Raw genomic sequence first — 17,271 nt, forward strand, 5'->3', positions numbered from 1 at the left:
AAATAACTAGTTGGTTTTGTAAAAGTCGACAATTTTTTTGGCTTTTGATACTCCTATTACATCTGATATTTCTTTTTCTGTAGCCAGTTTTAATCTTTTAACACTTTTGAAATGTTGTATTAACGTGAGCATTGTTTTTTCGCCAATGCCCGGAATGCTTTCTACAGAAGAGTTTAGTGCTGCTTTACTGCGTTTATCACGGTGAAAAGTAATACCAAATCGGTGCGCTTCATTTCGCAATTGCTGGATTACTTTTAGCGTTTCTGATTTTTTATCTAAGTACAACGGGATCGAATCTCCGGGATAGAATAATTCTTCGAGGCGTTTTGCAATTCCGATAATGGCAATTTTACCCCTTAATCCTAACTCGTCAATACTTTTTAGAGCGGCAGATAATTGTCCTTTTCCACCGTCGATAATGATAAGTTGCGGCAAAGGCTCGTTTTCTTCGAGTAAACGTTTGTAGCGACGATACACAATTTCGGTCATCGAAGCAAAGTCATCAGGGCCTTCCACCGTTTTTACATTAAAATGGCGATAGTCTTTTTTGCTGGCTTTTCCGTCTTTAAAAACAACGCAGGCCGCAACAGGATTTGTTCCCTGAATGTTCGAGTTGTCAAAACATTCGATGTGGCGTGGTTCAGTCGGTAACCGTAAGTCTTTTTGCATTTGTGCCATGATACGGTTGGTATGGCGATCGGGATCTACAATTTGCAATTGTTTGAGCTGTTCTATGCGGTAGAATTTGGCATTTCGAATCGATAAATCCAAAATTTGCTTTTTATCTCCAAGTTGCGGAACAGTTGTTTTGATTTTTTCTCCCAAATCAATTTCAAACGGAACAATAATTTCTTTGGATAGTAATTGAAAGCGTTCCCTAAGTTCAATAATGGCAAGTTCTAATAATTCTTCGTCGCTTTCGTCCAGTTTCTTTTTCATTTCTAAAGTATGTGAACGAATAATCGATCCATGTGAAATCTGGAGAAAGTTGACATAAGCCGCACTTTCATCCGATACAATAGAAAAGACATCTACATTGGTAATTTTTGGATTTACAATAGTCGATCGCGACTGGTAATTTTCCAGAACTTCTATTTTTTCTTTTATTTTTTGTGCTTCTTCAAAATGCAAATTCTGCGCATATTGGGTCATCAGACGTTTGAAATCTTTCATGCTTTCCTTGAAATTTCCTTTCAGAATTTCACGAATAGCATCCAGCTGTTTTTGATAGTCTTCTAAAGATTGCAATCCCTCGCAAGGCCCTTTGCAGTTCCCGATGTGATATTCCAGACAAACTTTAAATTTTCCTGAATTGATATTGGATTCGCTCAAATCATAGTTACAGGTTCGTAATGGGTACAATTCTTTGATTAAATCTAAAATGGTGTGTACCGTTTTGAAACTGGTGTAAGGGCCAAAATATTCAGAACCATCTTTGACCATTCTTCGGGTAGAGAATATTCTCGAAAAAGATTCTTTTTTTATACAAATCCAAGGATAACTTTTGTCATCGCGCAACAAGACATTATAACGCGGTTGCAAGGTTTTGATTAAGTTGTTTTCTAACAAAAGCGCATCGGTTTCGGTAGGAACCACGATGTGTTTTATCGTAACAATTTTTTTTACGAGTACATTTGTTTTGGCAGTATCGTGAATTTTATTAAAATAGGAAGAAACCCTTTTTTTTAAGTTTTTGGCTTTTCCAACGTATAATATTTTCCCGTCTTTGTCATAATATTGATAAACACCGGGATTGTCCGGCAAGGTTTGAATTTGAAGATCTAAAGACGGTTTTTGCATTCTGTTTTTATTACTGAAGATTGTTGCGAAACTTTTTCAAAAAGTGCTTCGATTTTGAAAATAAGCGTAACATTGATTTAGTTTCAAATTTACGAAATCAAAAGAATAATTTCTATATTTAGATTTTATAATTCTATATGAAAAATAACACGCCCATTATCATTTTTGGTGAGACGATCCTGCCGGGAGAAAGCAGAACCATAAATGTCGAAATCGCCAGATTGCATACCACTACAAAACTTAATATTCCCGTTATTGTCCGTCGTTCAAAATTAGAAGGCCCTGTAGTGTTATTCTCTGCCGGAATTCATGGAGACGAAATTAATGGTATCGAGGTGGTTAGACAGTTAATCAGCAAGCGAATTAATCGACCAAGCAGAGGAACTATTATTTGTATTCCGGTTATTAATATGTACGGTTTTGTAAATAAATCACGTGAATTTCCCGACGGACGTGACTTGAATCGTGTTTTTCCGGGAAGTAAAAAAGGTTCTTTGGCCAGTCGTTTTGCTTATAATATCGTAGAACATATCCTTCCGATTATAGATTATGCGGTAGATTTTCATGCAGGAGGTGCCAGTCGTTTTAATGCACCGCAGATTAGAATTACAGAGAATAATCCCGAGTTGAAGGTTTTGGCCGATGTTTTTAATGCGCCATTTACCTTGTACTCTAAAAATATTAGCGGTTCTTTTCGAAATACTTCTGAAAAAGCCAATGTCAAAATGCTTCTTTTTGAAGGAGGAAAATCATTAGATATCAATAACGAAGTGGCCAATGAGGGAGTGATGGGAGCGAAGCGCCTGCTTCATTATTTAAAAATGCTGGATGCAAAACAAATAGTAGAAGAGGCAGAGGATCCTTCGATTTATATTAAACACTCTGTTTGGCTGCGGGCGAAATGTTCGGGTTTGTTGCATGATTTTAATATGATTGGTCGATTTGTAACTAAAGGAACTATTTTGGCCATAATTACAGATCCCTTTGGTAAATTTGAACAAAAAGTAAAAGCGCCTCACGACGGATTTATAATCAATGCCAATCATTCGCCGATTGTTTACGAAGGTGACGCGATTTATCATATGTCTAAAAATTTCCCCGATCATGTCGACGAATAAAAAAGAACTAAGAATACAGTATAAAAATTTTCGCAAAGAGTTACCCCTTGATGTTGCTGAAGATAAAAGTCTGGCCATCGCCAATAATCTAATCGAACTGCCTATTTGGAATAAAACGTATTTCCATGTTTTCCTTCCCATCGAAGAACAAAAAGAAGTAAATACCGAATATATTTTGCATTTGCTTTCGGGGAAAGACAAAGAAATTGTGGTTTCTAAAAGTGATTTTGAAACCAGAGAGATGACCCATTTTTTATTGACCGATAATACCAAAATCAAAAAAAACGAATACAATATTCCCGAACCGGTAAATGGTTTGCCAGTAGCAGCAGAAATGATAGAAGTTGTTTTTGTGCCGCTTTTGGCTTTCGATCTTGCAGGAAATCGTGTGGGGTACGGAAAAGGCTTCTACGATAAATTCTTAGCAGCATGCAAACCCGAAACCATCAAAATCGGACTTTCTTTCTTTGAGGCGGAAAACCTGATTGAAGACGTTTTTGAATTAGATATAAAATTGAACTATTGCGTTACACCAGAGAAGGTATATACGTTTTAAGGGTTACTGTTTTTTTTTTAACCATATAAGTTATATAAGTAAATATAAGTTTGGCTGCTTGTTTGTGGGAATGGCTAAGCAAGTAAATATAAGTTTAGTTGCTTTGGTAATGCCGACAATTTAAAAAACAGGAGCTTACATGCTCTTATATAACTTATATGGTTCAAAAAGAAGTTATTTTACTTCTTTGATAGTTGAAGCATCGATCCAGCTCTCAGTTCTGTCCACTCTTCGTTGAAAGGACAAGATTACGCAAAATAGGAGTAGGTGCTAATTCTTTAAACCATATAAGTTGTAGAAGTAAATATAAGTTTGGCTGCTAATTTGTGGAAATACCAACAACGCAGAAAAACAGGAGCTTACATGCTCTTATATAACTTATATGGTTAAAAAAAAAAGTTATTTTACTTCTTTAATAGTTGTAGCATCAATCCAGCCTTCACTTCCGTCTGTTAATTCTATTTTTTTCCAGCTTCCTACTGTTTCCATAACATAAACTTTTGCTCCTTCATGCAATAGGATAATCGCAGAGCCCGCCTTTTGAGGTTCGCTTCTTACTTCACTCATTTCAGAAAAAACAATGGCAGGACGGTCATTATCAAAATGACTTTTTTCAGACATTCCGGCTGTAACACTTAGGATTAACGCAATCAAAAGAACAAACATTCCGATGAAATAGATTCTTTTTGAAAGGGTAAGTTGTGAAAAATAATACCCGATAAAACTTAGTAAAAAGGCGAAAGCAATTCCAACGGCAATTTTTGCCCAGGTATTATAGTTAAAAATACCCGTAAAATTCTGAATGAGTTTGGCAAAACCAACTTTTGGAACTTCTTTGATTTCGTCAATAGTCAGTTTTTTGGCGAACTTTAAATTGTTTAAAGTCTGTTCGTCATACGGTTTTAGAACCAATGCTTTTTCATAATTGTATATAGAAGGCGCTACTTTGTTGAGTTTGTAATAACTGTTGGCTAAGTTAAAATACAATTCAGCCGATTGCAGTTTGTCTTCCTTAATAACGTTTTCATATTCTTCTACCGCTTGCTGATATTGGCCTTTTTGATACAAAACATTTCCTTTTTCAAAGCCATTCTGGGCAAAGAAAACCTGGGAGATTAATAAAAAGACGTAAAGTATATTTTTCATTTTATGTTCTTTATTGTAACAATAATTTAAACCGTTCGAATTGGCATGCGGTCCATTGTTATCTAATTTCTTAGTGTACTGCTGTATGCGTTAAACAATTTGTTTCTCTAATTCAGAGATAATCAAAACGGCTCTGTCATAATCCTGTTGAATTGAAGTACTTGATGCCGGAGCATATCGCGCAAATTCACAGTTTTCTGTTAGGTTGATGAAATTCTGCACCGATTCCGGATTGGCATTTCGGGATAATAACAACTCCCTGATATTGTCTTTACTCATTTCTGAAGTCTCAATATGTAATTTGGCTTTCAGGAAATTGTGCATTGCTTTTTCAAGTGCAATATAAAAAGGCTCTTTATTAGCAAGCTGTTTTTTAGCTTCAGATAAATATTTTTTAGCCAGTTTATTGTTCATTTTAATTCTGTTTCCGGTTACGTCACCATCAATTGCTTCTTTTCTCTTCTTAGCCAAAATGATAATCGGCAGAATTACAAAAGGAAGGAACAACAATCCGTAATACAAATCCGAACCATAAAAGTCGTCTTTAACGATTGAAACTAATGTTGTTTTAGGTTTGATGTATTTGAATTGTTCTGTTTTTGAAAGAACATTTTTCGATGCATTTGCGGTAGCACTTGCTTCAGCCTGCATAGGACCGTCTAAAACATCAACCATTATTTCTGATGAAGTAATCGTTTTATAAGAACCGGTATTCAAATCAAAATAAGAAAATTGCATTGGTTTGATCGCATATTTTCCTTTGTATTGTGGAATAATGGTATACTTATCGGATATTCTTCCGGACATTCCGTTCAACGAAGTGGTTACTTTTTCATCATGAACCGGATCGTACATTTCTAATGCATTTGGCACAACCGGTTTTGGTAGGGTAAACAATTTCATGTTTCCGTTTCCGGTAGCGCTGACCACTAAGTCCAGACTTTCACCGTTTTTAAGGGTTGTTTTAGAAGGAGTAACTCTAAAGTCAAATTTACCTACAGCACCACTAAATCCTTCGGGTTTACTCGATTCCGGAAGTGGTCTTACGTTAATTGTTTTAGCACCGGCTGATACGACTTTGTTCCCGTCAGAGAGAATCATTTGTCCAAACATATCACGACGATTTGTTGGAAATTGAACTCCAATATCTAAAGAGAGTGGCTCAATAGTTAGTCTTCCTGATTTTTGTGGATATAAAATAGTCTTCTTCAGTACAACAAAATAACATCTTTGGCCTTGATAGTTTCCTTCTTCAATAGACAACTGTTTTACATCTATATTCTGATTCCAGAAATCATTGTATTTGGGTTTGGCCAGCTCTTTAAAACCGGTTACTCCAATGTTGTTGAAATACAATTTATAAACCACTGTAATCGGTTCATTCAGATATGGGTTTGTTTTTGAAATTTCTGCTACCAGATTCAGTGTTTCGCTTCCGGATCCCTGTGGTCTGTCGTTAGGGTCCCTTTCCTGAGCAACTGCATTGGTAACCGTTATTTTTATAGGGGATGTTTTATAGGTCTGACCATTATAATCTATAGAAGATTGTTTGATCGTGAGAGTTCCTTTTTGTGCCGGTTGTAAAATATAAGAGTAGATTTTCTGGAAAGAACTTCTTCCATTAACCCAAGACTGACTGACCTGCTGACTCGGTCCTGCTACGACTTTAAATCCGTCAAATGTAGGCTGATCGAAATTATCTCCGTCAACATTCATGATAAAGTCAATTCGAAGTCTTTCGTTTAGTCCAAGCGTGTTTTTACTTACTTTGGCTTCAAATTGAACTTGAGCCATAAGCCCTTGAAAAGTGAATAGTAATAGAATTAAATATCGTTTCATTAATTGTTTAACTGTTTAATCGCTTAATCGTTTAGCTGTTTATGTGTTTGGCTGTTTGGACGTTTAACTGTTTAATTGTTTATTTGGCAAATTAACAATCAAACAAATTAACGATTCAACTTATATTTACCAGTCTTTTTCGGTTTTTTTAGGACTTCCTTTTACTTTTTGAGCGTTTACTTTATCTTGAATTTTCTTCTCTTCGTTATTTACGGCATCTAATAAATTCTGAACACGTTCTTTTGAAATTCCGCCTGGCATTGGTTTTGGCTCTCCGTTGTTGTCGGACTTATCGTCTTTCTTCGGATCGTTTTTTCCGTCTTTTTTATCCTTGTCTTGATCGCCTTTGTCTTTTTTCTTCTGATCGTCTTTTCCGTCCTTTTTGTCTTTATTGTCGCCGTCTTTTTTCTGATCGTCTTTTTTGTCGTTCTTTTTATTCTTGTCCTTGTCGTCTTTGTTCTTGTCTTTTTTAGGCGGATTTTCTTTTAGCTTTTGCTTGGCCAATGCATAATTGTAACGCGTTTCATCGTCTGTAGGATCGTTACGCAACGCTTGTTTGTACGCTTCTACTGCCTGCGTATAATCTTTCTCTTTCATGAAGACATTTCCTATATTGTGAAAAGCCTTATGTTTGTCAGGTCGGGTTTTGGCATTTTTTATAGCTTTCGCGTAAGCCAGTTTTGCCTCAGAAGCCTGATTTTGTTTGTAAATCGTATTTCCTAAATTGTAAGAAGCAACACTGCGTCTAGGAAATTTAGATTCCGAAATTCTATAATTTGCTTCTGCGTCAACAAATTTATTCTGCTTATATTCCTCATTGGCATCAGGCAATGTTTTGTCTTTCTCTTGAGCCGAAACCGCCAGAGAAACCGTTAGTAAAATATAAAGAAGTAAATTTTTCATTCTAATTTTTTTATTTTTTTTTGATCCGATTTTAAACCGGAACACTTATTTCTTTTCGTTAAATAAATTCAACTCTTTGATCCAATTTGTTTTCCTTTCTAAAAGGAAAATGTCAACAAACAGTAACAGGAATGCAAAACCAATAAACCATTGGAACTGCGATTGAAAATCTGCCATTTGTGTCGCTTCAAATTCTGTTTTCTGGATGTTATTCAGTGCATTTTTCACATATTCTAAAACCTCTTTGGTGCTGCCGCCATAAATATATCCACCTTTCGTAGCTTTAGCAATGGTTTTTAGCCCTTCCTGATTTAGTTTGGTAATCACCACCTGATCATTGTTGTCTTTCTGGTAACTTTGTACAACACCATTTACTTTTAAAGGAATGGTGCCTCCTTTTTCAGTTCCGATCCCGATGGTAATGATCTTCATCCCCATTTTATTGGCTTCTTCGGCTGCAGTTGAAGCGCCTTCAGAGTGGTCTTCTCCGTCAGAAATCAGAATTAATAACTTACTGGTTTTGCTTTTTTCATCAAAATAAGTCGACGATAATCGGATGGCTTCGTCAAGAGACGTTCCTTGTGAGGAGACCATGTCCGGAGTCATGCTTTGCAAAAACATTTTAGCAACGCTGTAATCGGATGTAATCGGCAAAACCGGGAAAGCACTTCCCGCATAGGCTACAATACCAATTCGGTCACTTCCTAATTGATTTATAATTTGCGAAACCAATTGTTTACTTTTCTCTAAACGATTAGGCGCCACATCTTCGGCAAGCATACTTTTAGAAACGTCAACGGCAAAAACAATGTCAATCCCTTCTCGTTTTACGGTTTCCATTTTGGTCCCGATTTTCGGATTCACCAGTCCGATAATTAAACAAAGCAGTGCCAAAAGAAGCACAACCAGTTTTAATACCGGTTTGAAAACAGAACGTTCAGGGCTCAGTTTTTTCACCATTTCCAAATCACCAAATTCGCGTTGTTTTTTTCTTTTCCAATACATATTGAAAAGAAAAACACACACCACAATCGGGAGCAAGAATAAAAGGTATAAATATTTTTTTTCGTCTAATTCCATAATTTTTTTAAATTCCAAATGAGAAAATCCAAATTCCAACCTTTGGATGGTCTAGAGGTTTAAATTCCAAGTTCCAACCTTTTAGATTGTCTCAAATTTTAAATTCTAATCGTTGTAAACTTCAATTTATAATTTCAATTTCAATTTCAGATTCCAATTGGAATTTGGGATTTTAAAAATTTGAAATTTTTTAATTTTGCAAAAATTAAATGAAGCTTCTGTAAACCGTATTTCGTAAACCAATTTCTAACAGTAATAAAAAGGCTGCGAGTAAAACAAAACTTCTGTATTTTTCGTCGTAATCGTAGAATTTTAGTTCCTGAATTTCGGTGGTTTCTAATTTATTAATCGCATTGTATATCTGAGCTAATCTGTCGTTACTGGTTGCTCTAAAATAAGTTCCGTCGGTTTTTCTGGCAATGCTTTTCATCAATCGTTCGTCGATTTCTACTTTTTGCAGTTTAAATAAAAATCCGCCATTTGGCCCGTAAGCATATGGTGATTCTGCCATTCCGTTACTTCCAATACCCACGGTGTATACTTTTATTCCGTATTGTTTGGCGATATCGGCTGCTGTTTCAGGCTCAATAAAACCGGCATTATTTACACCATCGGTCAGTAATATAATAACACGGCTTTTGGCTTTACTGTCTTTAAGTCTGTTTACGGCTGTTGCCAGTCCCATTCCGATTCCGGTTCCGTCTTGCAGCGTAGTATCGTATTTAATTCCTTTGATTGCTTCTAAGATAATTGCTTTGTCGCTTGTAACAGGTGTCTTCGTATAAGCTTCAGAAGCATATAAAACCAATCCGATTCTGTCATTAGGTCTTTCCCCAACAAAGTCAGCTGCTACTCTTTTTAAAGCTTCCATACGGTTAGGTTTTAAATCTTTGGCCAACATACTTCCGGAAACGTCAATTGCCATGACAATATCGATTCCTTTTGTTGTTTTGGTCTGGTTGCTTATGTCTACGGTACGAGGTCTCGCTAATGCAATAATCAAAGAAGATAAAGCAATGACTCTGAAAACATATAAAGACGGTTTTAGCTTTGTCAATAGTGAAGCACTATTTTTAAAACCGGCTGTTGAACTCATCTTTAAAGTTGCGGTCTGCTGGTTGCGTTTCCATAAAAACCAAATAATTGCAATTGGAATTAATAGAAACAGCCAAAAAAATTCTGGATTTAAAAAAGTTATCTTGCTCATTAGTTACCTGCTTTTCTAAGTTCAACAGAATTTAATATTCGGGTAGCGATATCGTTGGCATATTTATCGCCTTCTTCATGCAAAATCGTGATTTGTTGTAATCCCTGATCTTGTTTGAAAAGCAAAATTTCATAATAAGCTTTTGCACTTGTTTTGTCAACCGGATTTATAATGGTCATTGTTCCGTAGCCTTTAAGTCCCTGAACACCTTCGTTGGTTTGAAAATCTTCTTGTTTTACGATTATATTTTGCCCGCCTTGCGCTTCGATTACTTTTAAAGAACCTTCTAACGTTTTGGCTAAATCCAGCTCTACCGGGTTTTTGAATTTACTGGTAGAAACTGTAATGTAAAAATTTTCAAGCATGCTTCCGTATGCAAAAAGTTGCATTTCTTTAATCAAAGCCATGGTCTCTTTTGGAAGCACTTTTTGAGCGTCCATACGTTTCAGGACTTTTGGAGTTTCAATTAATACACCAGGATTTCCGTATTCGCTTTTTACCCATTCACCTTCTAAAAGCCCTTTAGTGGCTTTCATTAAAATGGTGTCTTTTACGGCAGTAAAACCTTTCGTAGCAATAAAGAATAGGGTTGTTGCAACTATTAGGGAAACAACAGAACCTATCGCTATTGTAATTCGCTTGTTGCGTTGTTTCTTTAATTGAAGCTTGATTTGTTTTTGTCTCTGCGCTTCATTTAAAATTTCATCTTCTTCAGTCGGAATTTCGGTCGGAATCGCATTATCAAGTGTCAAAATCACTTTCTGGATTTTGTTTCGGTCTTCCGTAATTTCGAAATCCAGTGGTTTTGATTTTGCAAATTTCACTAAATCCGCCTGACGTAAAACACGCTCTAAATTTTCAACCGTTTCAGGTGTCAGTGTCATTTTCTTTTTGGTAGAAGCAGTTCTGATTCCCTGTATTAATTCAGAAGTGGTGCTTTCCATAGCAGGAATCTGAATGGCTTCCTCGATGTAATTACGAGCAATATCAGTCAATTCACTATAGTATTCTTTTACTTCTCCTTTTTGCCAAAGTTCTTTTTTCTCCAGATTGTTTAATAAACTGGTCGCTTTTTCAATAGGAGTTTTGTAAATCTCTTCTTCGATTTTTTTCTGTTGACGTTTTTTCACAAACCAATACACAAAAACACCAATTCCGATTAGTAAAAGTAGTGCTAAAACGTATTTCCACCAATTGCCAAAACCACTGTCAATAGTGGTTATGTCTTTGATGTCGTACATCTTTTGCTGTAAAGTATCCACTTTTACATTGGCTACTTCAACCCGGATTGAATCGGTTAAGTAAGGTTTTTTATCAATTAAAATCTTGATGCTCGGAATGGTATATTTTCCCGAATCAAATTGGGTTAAACCGTATTTTTTGATCAGCTCGTAAGTGTCATTTTTCTTAACAGTATCAATTGGGTAGGATTCAATTACTTCTAAAGGTCCAATGTTTTTTAGTTTTGGAAAAACAACTTTAGATTTTGAACTCACTACTGTTTTAAGAGTTAACTTAAATTCAGCTCCAATTTTATTTTTTGTAGTATCAATACTGGTTTCAACCGGTTTGCTCTGCGCAAAAACAGTTGAAGAAAGTAAAAATAAAAATATGTAAAGTTTAAATTTCATTTGATTTATGATTTCAGATTTTAGTCTAAAATGAATGCTTAAAAATGGAACACGGATGATACAGATTTAAACGGATTTTTATTGGTATAAAACAGAATTTTAAATTATTCGATTTCTAATAATCTACAATCTGCCATCTAAAATTATGATTTATCTCGATTTAAAATACCCCAACAATTTGGTTACGTAATTTTCATCTACCCTTGTGTTTACGACACCTGCACCAGATTTACTAAACGTTTCTTTAAAATAATTTACTCTTGTCTGATAATGTTTTTCATAATTCAATCGCACCGTTTTAGAACCAGTATCTACCAGCTGAATTTTGCCGGTTTCAGCATCAAGCATGGTTACCATTCCTAAATTTGGGATTTTTTCCTCACGAATGTCGTATACGCGAACGCCTGTAAGATCATGTTTTTTAGAAGCAATTTTTAATGTTTGCTCATAATTTTCAGACATGAAATCTGAAATCATAAAAACGATAGCCTTCTTTTTTTGCGTCCCCGATAAAAACTTCAATGCCTGAGCAATATCGGTTTTCTGACTTTTAGGTTCGAATTCGATTAATTCGCGAATGATTCTCAAAACATGTGAACGCCCTTTTTTTGGGGGAATATACAATTCTATATTGTCTGAAAATAATATTAGACCAATTTTGTCATTATTTTGTGTAGCCGAAAAAGCCATTGTTGCCGCAATTTCGGTTACAATGTCTTTTTTGAACTGGCTCTTTGAACCAAAACCTTCTGAACCTGAGATGTCAACCATTAAAACCATGGTCAATTCACGTTCTTCTTCAAAAACTTTCACGTGAGCTTCGTTGTAGCGTGCCGTTACATTCCAGTCGATGTTACGAATATCATCGCCGTATTGGTACTGACGCACTTCGCTAAAAGTCATTCCTCGTCCCTTAAAAGAAGAGTGGTACTCTCCAGAAAAGATATGATTACTCAGTCTTTTGGTTTTGATTTCTATTTTCCGTACTTTTTTTAAAAGCTCTTTTGTATCCATTTTATTTGTTTAAAGTTTAAAAGTTTCAAGTTTCAAGTTCGTTTTTTCAACAACTTGAAACCTGAAACATTAAACAAATTTTTAAGGTACCTCAATCTCGTTTACGATTTTGTTGATAATGTCTACAGAAGTAATGTTTTCGGCTTCGGCCTCATACGTGATCCCGACTCTGTGACGTAAAACATCATGTACAACAGCGCGAACATCTTCTGGAATTACATAACCACGACGTTTGATAAAGGCGTAACATTTTGCTGCATTAGCTAAATTGATACTTCCACGTGGTGATGCTCCGAAACTGATAAGAGGTTTTAAGTCTGCTAGTTTGTATTTTTCCGGATAACGGGTAGCAAAGATGATATCTAAAATATATTTTTCGATTTTTTCGTCCATGTAGACTTCACGAACAGCTTCTTGCGCGCGCAAAATTTGTTCAACAGAAACAACCGGATTTACTTTTTCGTAACTTCCTTTTAGGTTTTGACGAATTACAAAGCGTTCTTCATCAATTTTTGGATAGTCAATAACCGTTTTCAACATAAAACGATCGACTTGCGCTTCCGGAAGCTGATATGTTCCTTCTTGCTCAACAGGATTTTGAGTTGCTAAAACTAAAAACGGACGATCTAGTTTAAAAGTAGTATCCCCAATAGTAACCTGTTTCTCCTGCATGGCCTCTAATAAGGCAGATTGAACCTTTGCCGGAGCACGGTTAATCTCATCCGCAAGTACGAAATTGGCAAAAATTGGACCTTTCTTAATAGAAAATTCGTTTTGCTTGATGTTGTAAATCATCGTCCCGACAACATCGGCAGGTAATAAGTCAGGTGTAAACTGAATACGGCTAAAGGATCCCTGAACCGCTTGTGACAAAGTATTAATCGCTAAAGTTTTGGCTAATCCCGGAACACCTTCCAATAAAATGTGTCCTTGTCCTAGAAGACCAATCAATAAACGCTCGACCATATGTTTCTGGCCCACAATGACTTTGTTCATTTCCATTGTAAGAAGGTCTATAAAAGCACTTTCTCTTTCAATTTTTTCATTTATCGCTCTAATGTCTAAAGTCGTCGTATTCTCTTCCATATAAATATTTTTAAAACTTTTTTAAGACGTTGATTTTTATGCCTAACTTTTGAGAGTGCAAATTGAATATTTTTTGATAAGTAAGATGTTAAAGAATGGTTAAAACTTCGACCAACGAACTAATTTTAAGGGTGAATTGTGAATCTATTTTTATATTTTTAAGAACTTTGATGATTATGCTTTACAAATGCATATTTAATACCAAAAATAACGCAATACTACCATGAGCAAAACAACATTATCGCCTATAATTTCGGGCACTATGAATTGGGGAGTATGGGATAAAAACCTTACAACTAAAGAAATGGAAAATATGATACAGGTTTGTATCGAAAACAAAATTACAACTTTTGATCACGCCGATATTTACGGATCCTATACTACAGAAGCCGATTTCGGAAAAGCATTCCAGGCAAGCAAAATTTCAAGAGAAAAACTGCAGTTAATCACCAAGTGCGGAATTCAGATGATTGCTGAAAAGCGTCCGGAGAATAAAATAAAGCACTATGAGTATTCTAAAGAATATATTGTTTGGTCGGTTGAAGAATCATTAAAAAAACTAAAAACAGATTATGTAGATGTTTTTTTATTGCACAGACCAAGTCCTCTAATGCAGGCGGATGAAATTGCAGAGGCCGTTGGAAAATTAAAAGCGGAAGGTAAAATTTTAGATTTCGGACTTTCCAATTTCACTAGTTCTCAAACCGAGCTGATTCGTCAGAAAACAGATGTAAATTACAATCAGGTTCAATTTTCGGCTACGCATTTTGAAGCGATGACCGACGGAAGTTTAGATTATATGCAGACGCATGGAATTAGACCATTGTCATGGAATCCGCTTGGAACTGTTTTTAGAGAAGACACCAAAAAAACACGTCGTCTGAAAAAATTGCTTTCAACTTTAGTGGAAAAGTACCATTTTGGTTCTGATACACTTTTACTTTCCTGGATTTTAAAGCATCCGGCCAAAGTAATTCCGATTGCAGGAACAGTTAACATCGCCAGAATTCAATCGTTGATGAAAGCAGTAGAATTAGAAATGGATAAAGAAGACTGGTTTGCTATTTGGAGCGAGAGTATGGGCGATGATGTTGCCTAATTTGTGACTCGTTAAATACGATCAGAATTTAATTCTTCTACTAAGGTAAGATTGTAAATTAAAAATATTTTGCCACGAATTTCACCAATTGACACAAATTAAATTAGTGTAAATTCGTGAAATTCGTAGCAAAAAAACAAACAAATTCTCAGAATGAAAAAAACAGTTTTAATTACTGGAGCCACTAGCGGAATTGGAAAAGCAACCGCGCAAATAATGGCTAAAAACAACTATAAAATTATCCTTTGCGGAAGACGTACAGACCGTTTGGCTGAACTGGAAGCAGAACTTTCTGCTTTTACAGAAGTCCATTCCTTATCCTTTGATGTACGAGATAAAAAGGCAACTTTTGAGCGTATTAATTCTTTACCGGAAGCATTTTCCGTGATTGATGTTTTAATCAATAATGCCGGGAATGCGCATGGTTTAGATCCAATTCAGAATGGAGATGTTGAGGATTGGGATGCTATGATTGATATTAATGTAAAAGGACTTTTGTATGTTTCGAAAGCAGTAATGCCACAAATGATCGAGAGAAAGTCAGGGCATATTATCAACATCGGATCCACAGCTGCAAAAGAAGTATACCCGAACGGAAATGTATATTGCGCCTCAAAACATGCCGTTGATGCAATTACAAATGGAATGCGAATCGATTTAAATCCATACGGAATTAGAGTAGGCGGAATCCACCCGGGAATGGTTGCGACCGAATTTAGCGAAGTTCGTTTTAAGGGAGACACAGAGAGGGCATCTAATGTTTACAAAGGATTTGATCCGTTACAGGCAGAAGATATTGCAGATATTATTCATTTTGTAGTGTCAAGGCCTTATCATGTTAATATCGCCGATTTGGTTGTGATGAGTACAGCACAAGCATCATCTACGATTGTTAAAAGGAGTTAAGATTGTTTTATGATAGTTCTAAAAGAGCTACAGTCTAGTTTATTAAGGTAAAGTTTTTGTAAATAAAAAATAACATACTTTGCGTAAAACCTTGTAAACTTTGACCTTACTTTGAGAAATAAACAGAGTTAAATTTTTCACGCAGATTTGGCAGATTGCGCAGATTTTTAATAAGAGGTAAATAAGATCAGCCTAATCTGCTAGATCAGCGTGCAGAAAAAATCGGGCATAAAATTAAAAAGGAGTCGTAATGTTATACTTAAACTTTGCTAACCTTGTGATTAAATTTAATAGTAAAGAGGTGAAGTTTTAATTTTAAAAATTAGTGCAATTCGCGGCAAAAAAACGAAACTATGATCAATAAACGTCTTTTAATCAAAAACTTACTCGCTCACAATGACGAGAGCAGTTTTTATGATAAAAAAAGACAGTTGAATCTACATACCCGTGAAGGAAAAGGAAAGTTCCTGAAACACATTTGTGCCTTGTCGAATTCAAATCCTACCAATAATTCCTATATCGTGGTGGGGGTTGAAGACCAGGATAACGAGATCGTCGGTGATGACTTCTTCGATGATAGCCGAATACAAAATCTGGTGAATGCCTTTTTAGAAAATCCACCTAAGATACAGTACGAGAATGTACCGTTTCCGAATCTTCCAAAAGACAGGGTAGTCGGATTGGTTACGATTAAACCAAAAAATAAAATTTCCTATTTTAAAAAAGGCATTCATACCATTGTCGCCAATAGTGTTTTTGTGCGACGTGGGAGTAATTCGATTCCTGTTGAAGGAGAAGTTGAAAAGAATTACCAAAATACCGAGACCGTAATCGGAATTGAAAACAGTTCCAGAAACAGTATCCAATATACGCTGGATGGTGTTATCGATTTTATGAATTTCAGGCACAAAGACATGTCGCCTAAATACCATGTTTTTAAAGAATTGTTTGTAATTTGTTGGGCGGGGGTGCCAAAAAAATCAAGGGATAAGACCTTTTTATCGCGGGTAGATATCGAATTGATTAATGAGCAAATTAAGCTTTTTTACTCCGCTCAGGATGTGGTTACCATCGTGTTTGATGATGACAGTTTTACAATAACCGAGTATGTTCCTTTGGGGTTAAATGATAAAACAAGTTACTATCCGTTGGAAGAACAAACGATTCGCTTTTTTGATAACGGTTACTATAAAATCGATCGTAAAATACTTTTTCAGCCTCCGGAGTTTAACATACGAATGCTCTATCATATTTACAATTCGAATGTGACATTGCTTCAGAAATTGCAAAAAGGAGTTGTCCTTTCTGAAAGGGAATTAGTGGATTTAGAAAATCTTCCGTCTACTTTTATGATTTGTTATCTGAATGGTTTTGACGACGCCAAGCAAAAACTAATTGATGCCAAATTACTTCTAAAACCTTTTGGACAGGTCTATCTATCCTTTAAAGAGGCGTTGCGTATTCTACGAAAAATGAAATATGATGTGCAGTAAAAGGAAGACTAGCCGTAGTTTTCGATAAATATATTTTCTATCTTTTTTAAATTATCATTCTCTTCGAATTGTAGGTGACTGATCTCATTAGTATAGAATTTTTCAATGAAAAGTTTAATGATATACATAACTTCAGATCTGTTGTCACTATTTGTCAAGAGCTCTTTAACTAGGTAATTGCTTAATTTTAGTTTTTGATTTTTATATTGATTTGACATTACAGCGGAACTGGAATTTTCATGTAAAAGAATCATTTTGTCGACTTTATCTATCTCTTCGATTAAATCCAGTATATGATATAGTTTATTATCTTTCATCTGAGGTATGTTAAAAATTTATTTCAACAAAGCCTTTTGATAACCGATTTCCTCGAATCCTTCTTGTTTTTGTAAA

General features: G+C 35.5%; 15 protein-coding genes. 5 read left to right on the top strand and 10 right to left on the bottom strand.

All coding sequences use genetic code 11. The features are described from left to right. Positions 1-6: 6 nt before the first annotated feature. Entirely contained in the window at positions 7-1,800 is a 1,794-nt protein-coding gene (gene uvrC / locus ACHRV3_RS17245) for an excinuclease ABC subunit UvrC (RefSeq protein WP_047776689.1), read from the bottom strand. A 137-nt stretch (positions 1,801-1,937) separates the two neighbouring features. Between uvrC and ACHRV3_RS17250 the strand changes: the two genes are divergently transcribed. Together ACHRV3_RS17250 and ACHRV3_RS17255 are read left to right on the top strand one after the other, a co-directional pair. Next, positions 1,938-2,918, top strand: coding sequence for a succinylglutamate desuccinylase/aspartoacylase family protein (locus ACHRV3_RS17250; RefSeq protein WP_047776691.1), 981 nt, complete (start codon positions 1,938-1,940; stop codon positions 2,916-2,918). After that, positions 2,905-3,474 (top strand): 5-formyltetrahydrofolate cyclo-ligase, encoded by a 570-nt coding sequence (locus ACHRV3_RS17255; RefSeq protein WP_395435408.1) that lies wholly within the window; start codon positions 2,905-2,907, stop codon positions 3,472-3,474. Before ACHRV3_RS17250 ends, ACHRV3_RS17255 begins: the two co-directional genes overlap by 14 nt. Positions 3,475-3,873: 399 nt before the next feature. Here the strand turns inward: ACHRV3_RS17255 and ACHRV3_RS17260 are convergent, their stop codons facing one another. From ACHRV3_RS17260 to ACHRV3_RS17295, 8 genes are all read right to left on the bottom strand, one after another. Continuing rightward, positions 3,874-4,620 (bottom strand): tetratricopeptide repeat protein, encoded by a 747-nt coding sequence (locus ACHRV3_RS17260; RefSeq protein ID WP_395435407.1) that lies wholly within the window; start codon positions 4,618-4,620, stop codon positions 3,874-3,876. A gap of 90 nt (positions 4,621-4,710) precedes the next feature. Next, positions 4,711-6,459 (bottom strand): BatD family protein, encoded by a 1,749-nt coding sequence (locus ACHRV3_RS17265; RefSeq protein WP_395435406.1) that lies wholly within the window; start codon positions 6,457-6,459, stop codon positions 4,711-4,713. A 126-nt stretch (positions 6,460-6,585) separates the two neighbouring features. Next, positions 6,586-7,362 carry a tetratricopeptide repeat protein gene (locus ACHRV3_RS17270; protein WP_047776697.1) on the bottom strand — a complete coding sequence of 259 codons (777 nt, stop codon included), beginning with the start codon at positions 7,360-7,362 and terminating at the stop codon, positions 6,586-6,588. A 45-nt stretch (positions 7,363-7,407) separates the two neighbouring features. Next, complete coding sequence (locus ACHRV3_RS17275; protein ID WP_395435405.1) at positions 7,408-8,442, bottom strand: VWA domain-containing protein; 1,035 nt, start codon at positions 8,440-8,442, stop codon at positions 7,408-7,410. A gap of 205 nt (positions 8,443-8,647) precedes the next feature. Beyond that, positions 8,648-9,649: a VWA domain-containing protein gene (locus ACHRV3_RS17280; protein WP_047776699.1), complete on the bottom strand. Its 1,002-nt coding sequence runs from the start codon at positions 9,647-9,649 to the stop codon at positions 8,648-8,650. Continuing rightward, positions 9,649-11,280 (bottom strand): hypothetical protein, encoded by a 1,632-nt coding sequence (locus tag ACHRV3_RS17285; RefSeq protein ID WP_395435404.1) that lies wholly within the window; start codon positions 11,278-11,280, stop codon positions 9,649-9,651. The genes ACHRV3_RS17280 and ACHRV3_RS17285 overlap by 1 nt, the downstream gene beginning before the upstream one ends. 150 nt (positions 11,281-11,430) lie before the next feature. Beyond that, complete coding sequence (locus tag ACHRV3_RS17290) at positions 11,431-12,294, bottom strand: DUF58 domain-containing protein (protein ID WP_047776702.1); 864 nt, start codon at positions 12,292-12,294, stop codon at positions 11,431-11,433. 81 nt (positions 12,295-12,375) lie between these two features. Further along, positions 12,376-13,380, bottom strand: coding sequence for a MoxR family ATPase (locus ACHRV3_RS17295; RefSeq protein WP_047776704.1), 1,005 nt, complete (start codon positions 13,378-13,380; stop codon positions 12,376-12,378). Positions 13,381-13,603: 223 nt separating this feature from the next. Here ACHRV3_RS17295 and ACHRV3_RS17300 point away from each other — a divergent pair, with 223 nt between their 5' ends. The 3 genes from ACHRV3_RS17300 (at position 13,604) to ACHRV3_RS17310 (ending at position 16,878) form a co-directional block, all read left to right on the top strand. Beyond that, entirely contained in the window at positions 13,604-14,479 is an 876-nt protein-coding gene (locus tag ACHRV3_RS17300; protein WP_230003758.1) for an aldo/keto reductase family oxidoreductase, read from the top strand. Between the two features lie 153 nt (positions 14,480-14,632). Next, the gene (locus ACHRV3_RS17305; RefSeq protein WP_395435403.1) at positions 14,633-15,385 is read left to right on the top strand and encodes an SDR family NAD(P)-dependent oxidoreductase; all 753 of its coding nucleotides are present in this window, start codon (positions 14,633-14,635) and stop codon (positions 15,383-15,385) included. A gap of 353 nt (positions 15,386-15,738) precedes the next feature. Continuing rightward, positions 15,739-16,878 carry an ATP-binding protein gene (locus ACHRV3_RS17310; RefSeq protein ID WP_395426413.1) on the top strand — a complete coding sequence of 380 codons (1,140 nt, stop codon included), beginning with the start codon at positions 15,739-15,741 and terminating at the stop codon, positions 16,876-16,878. 8 nt (positions 16,879-16,886) lie between these two features. Here ACHRV3_RS17310 and ACHRV3_RS17315 read toward each other — a convergent pair whose 3' ends face one another. Next, the gene (locus tag ACHRV3_RS17315) at positions 16,887-17,195 is read right to left on the bottom strand and encodes a hypothetical protein (RefSeq protein WP_230003754.1); all 309 of its coding nucleotides are present in this window, start codon (positions 17,193-17,195) and stop codon (positions 16,887-16,889) included. Between the last annotated feature and the right edge of the window lie 76 nt (positions 17,196-17,271).

Source organism: Flavobacterium sp. FlaQc-49, from assembly GCF_044005985.1.
Taxonomy (GTDB): Bacteria; Bacteroidota; Bacteroidia; order Flavobacteriales; family Flavobacteriaceae; genus Flavobacterium; species Flavobacterium cupriresistens.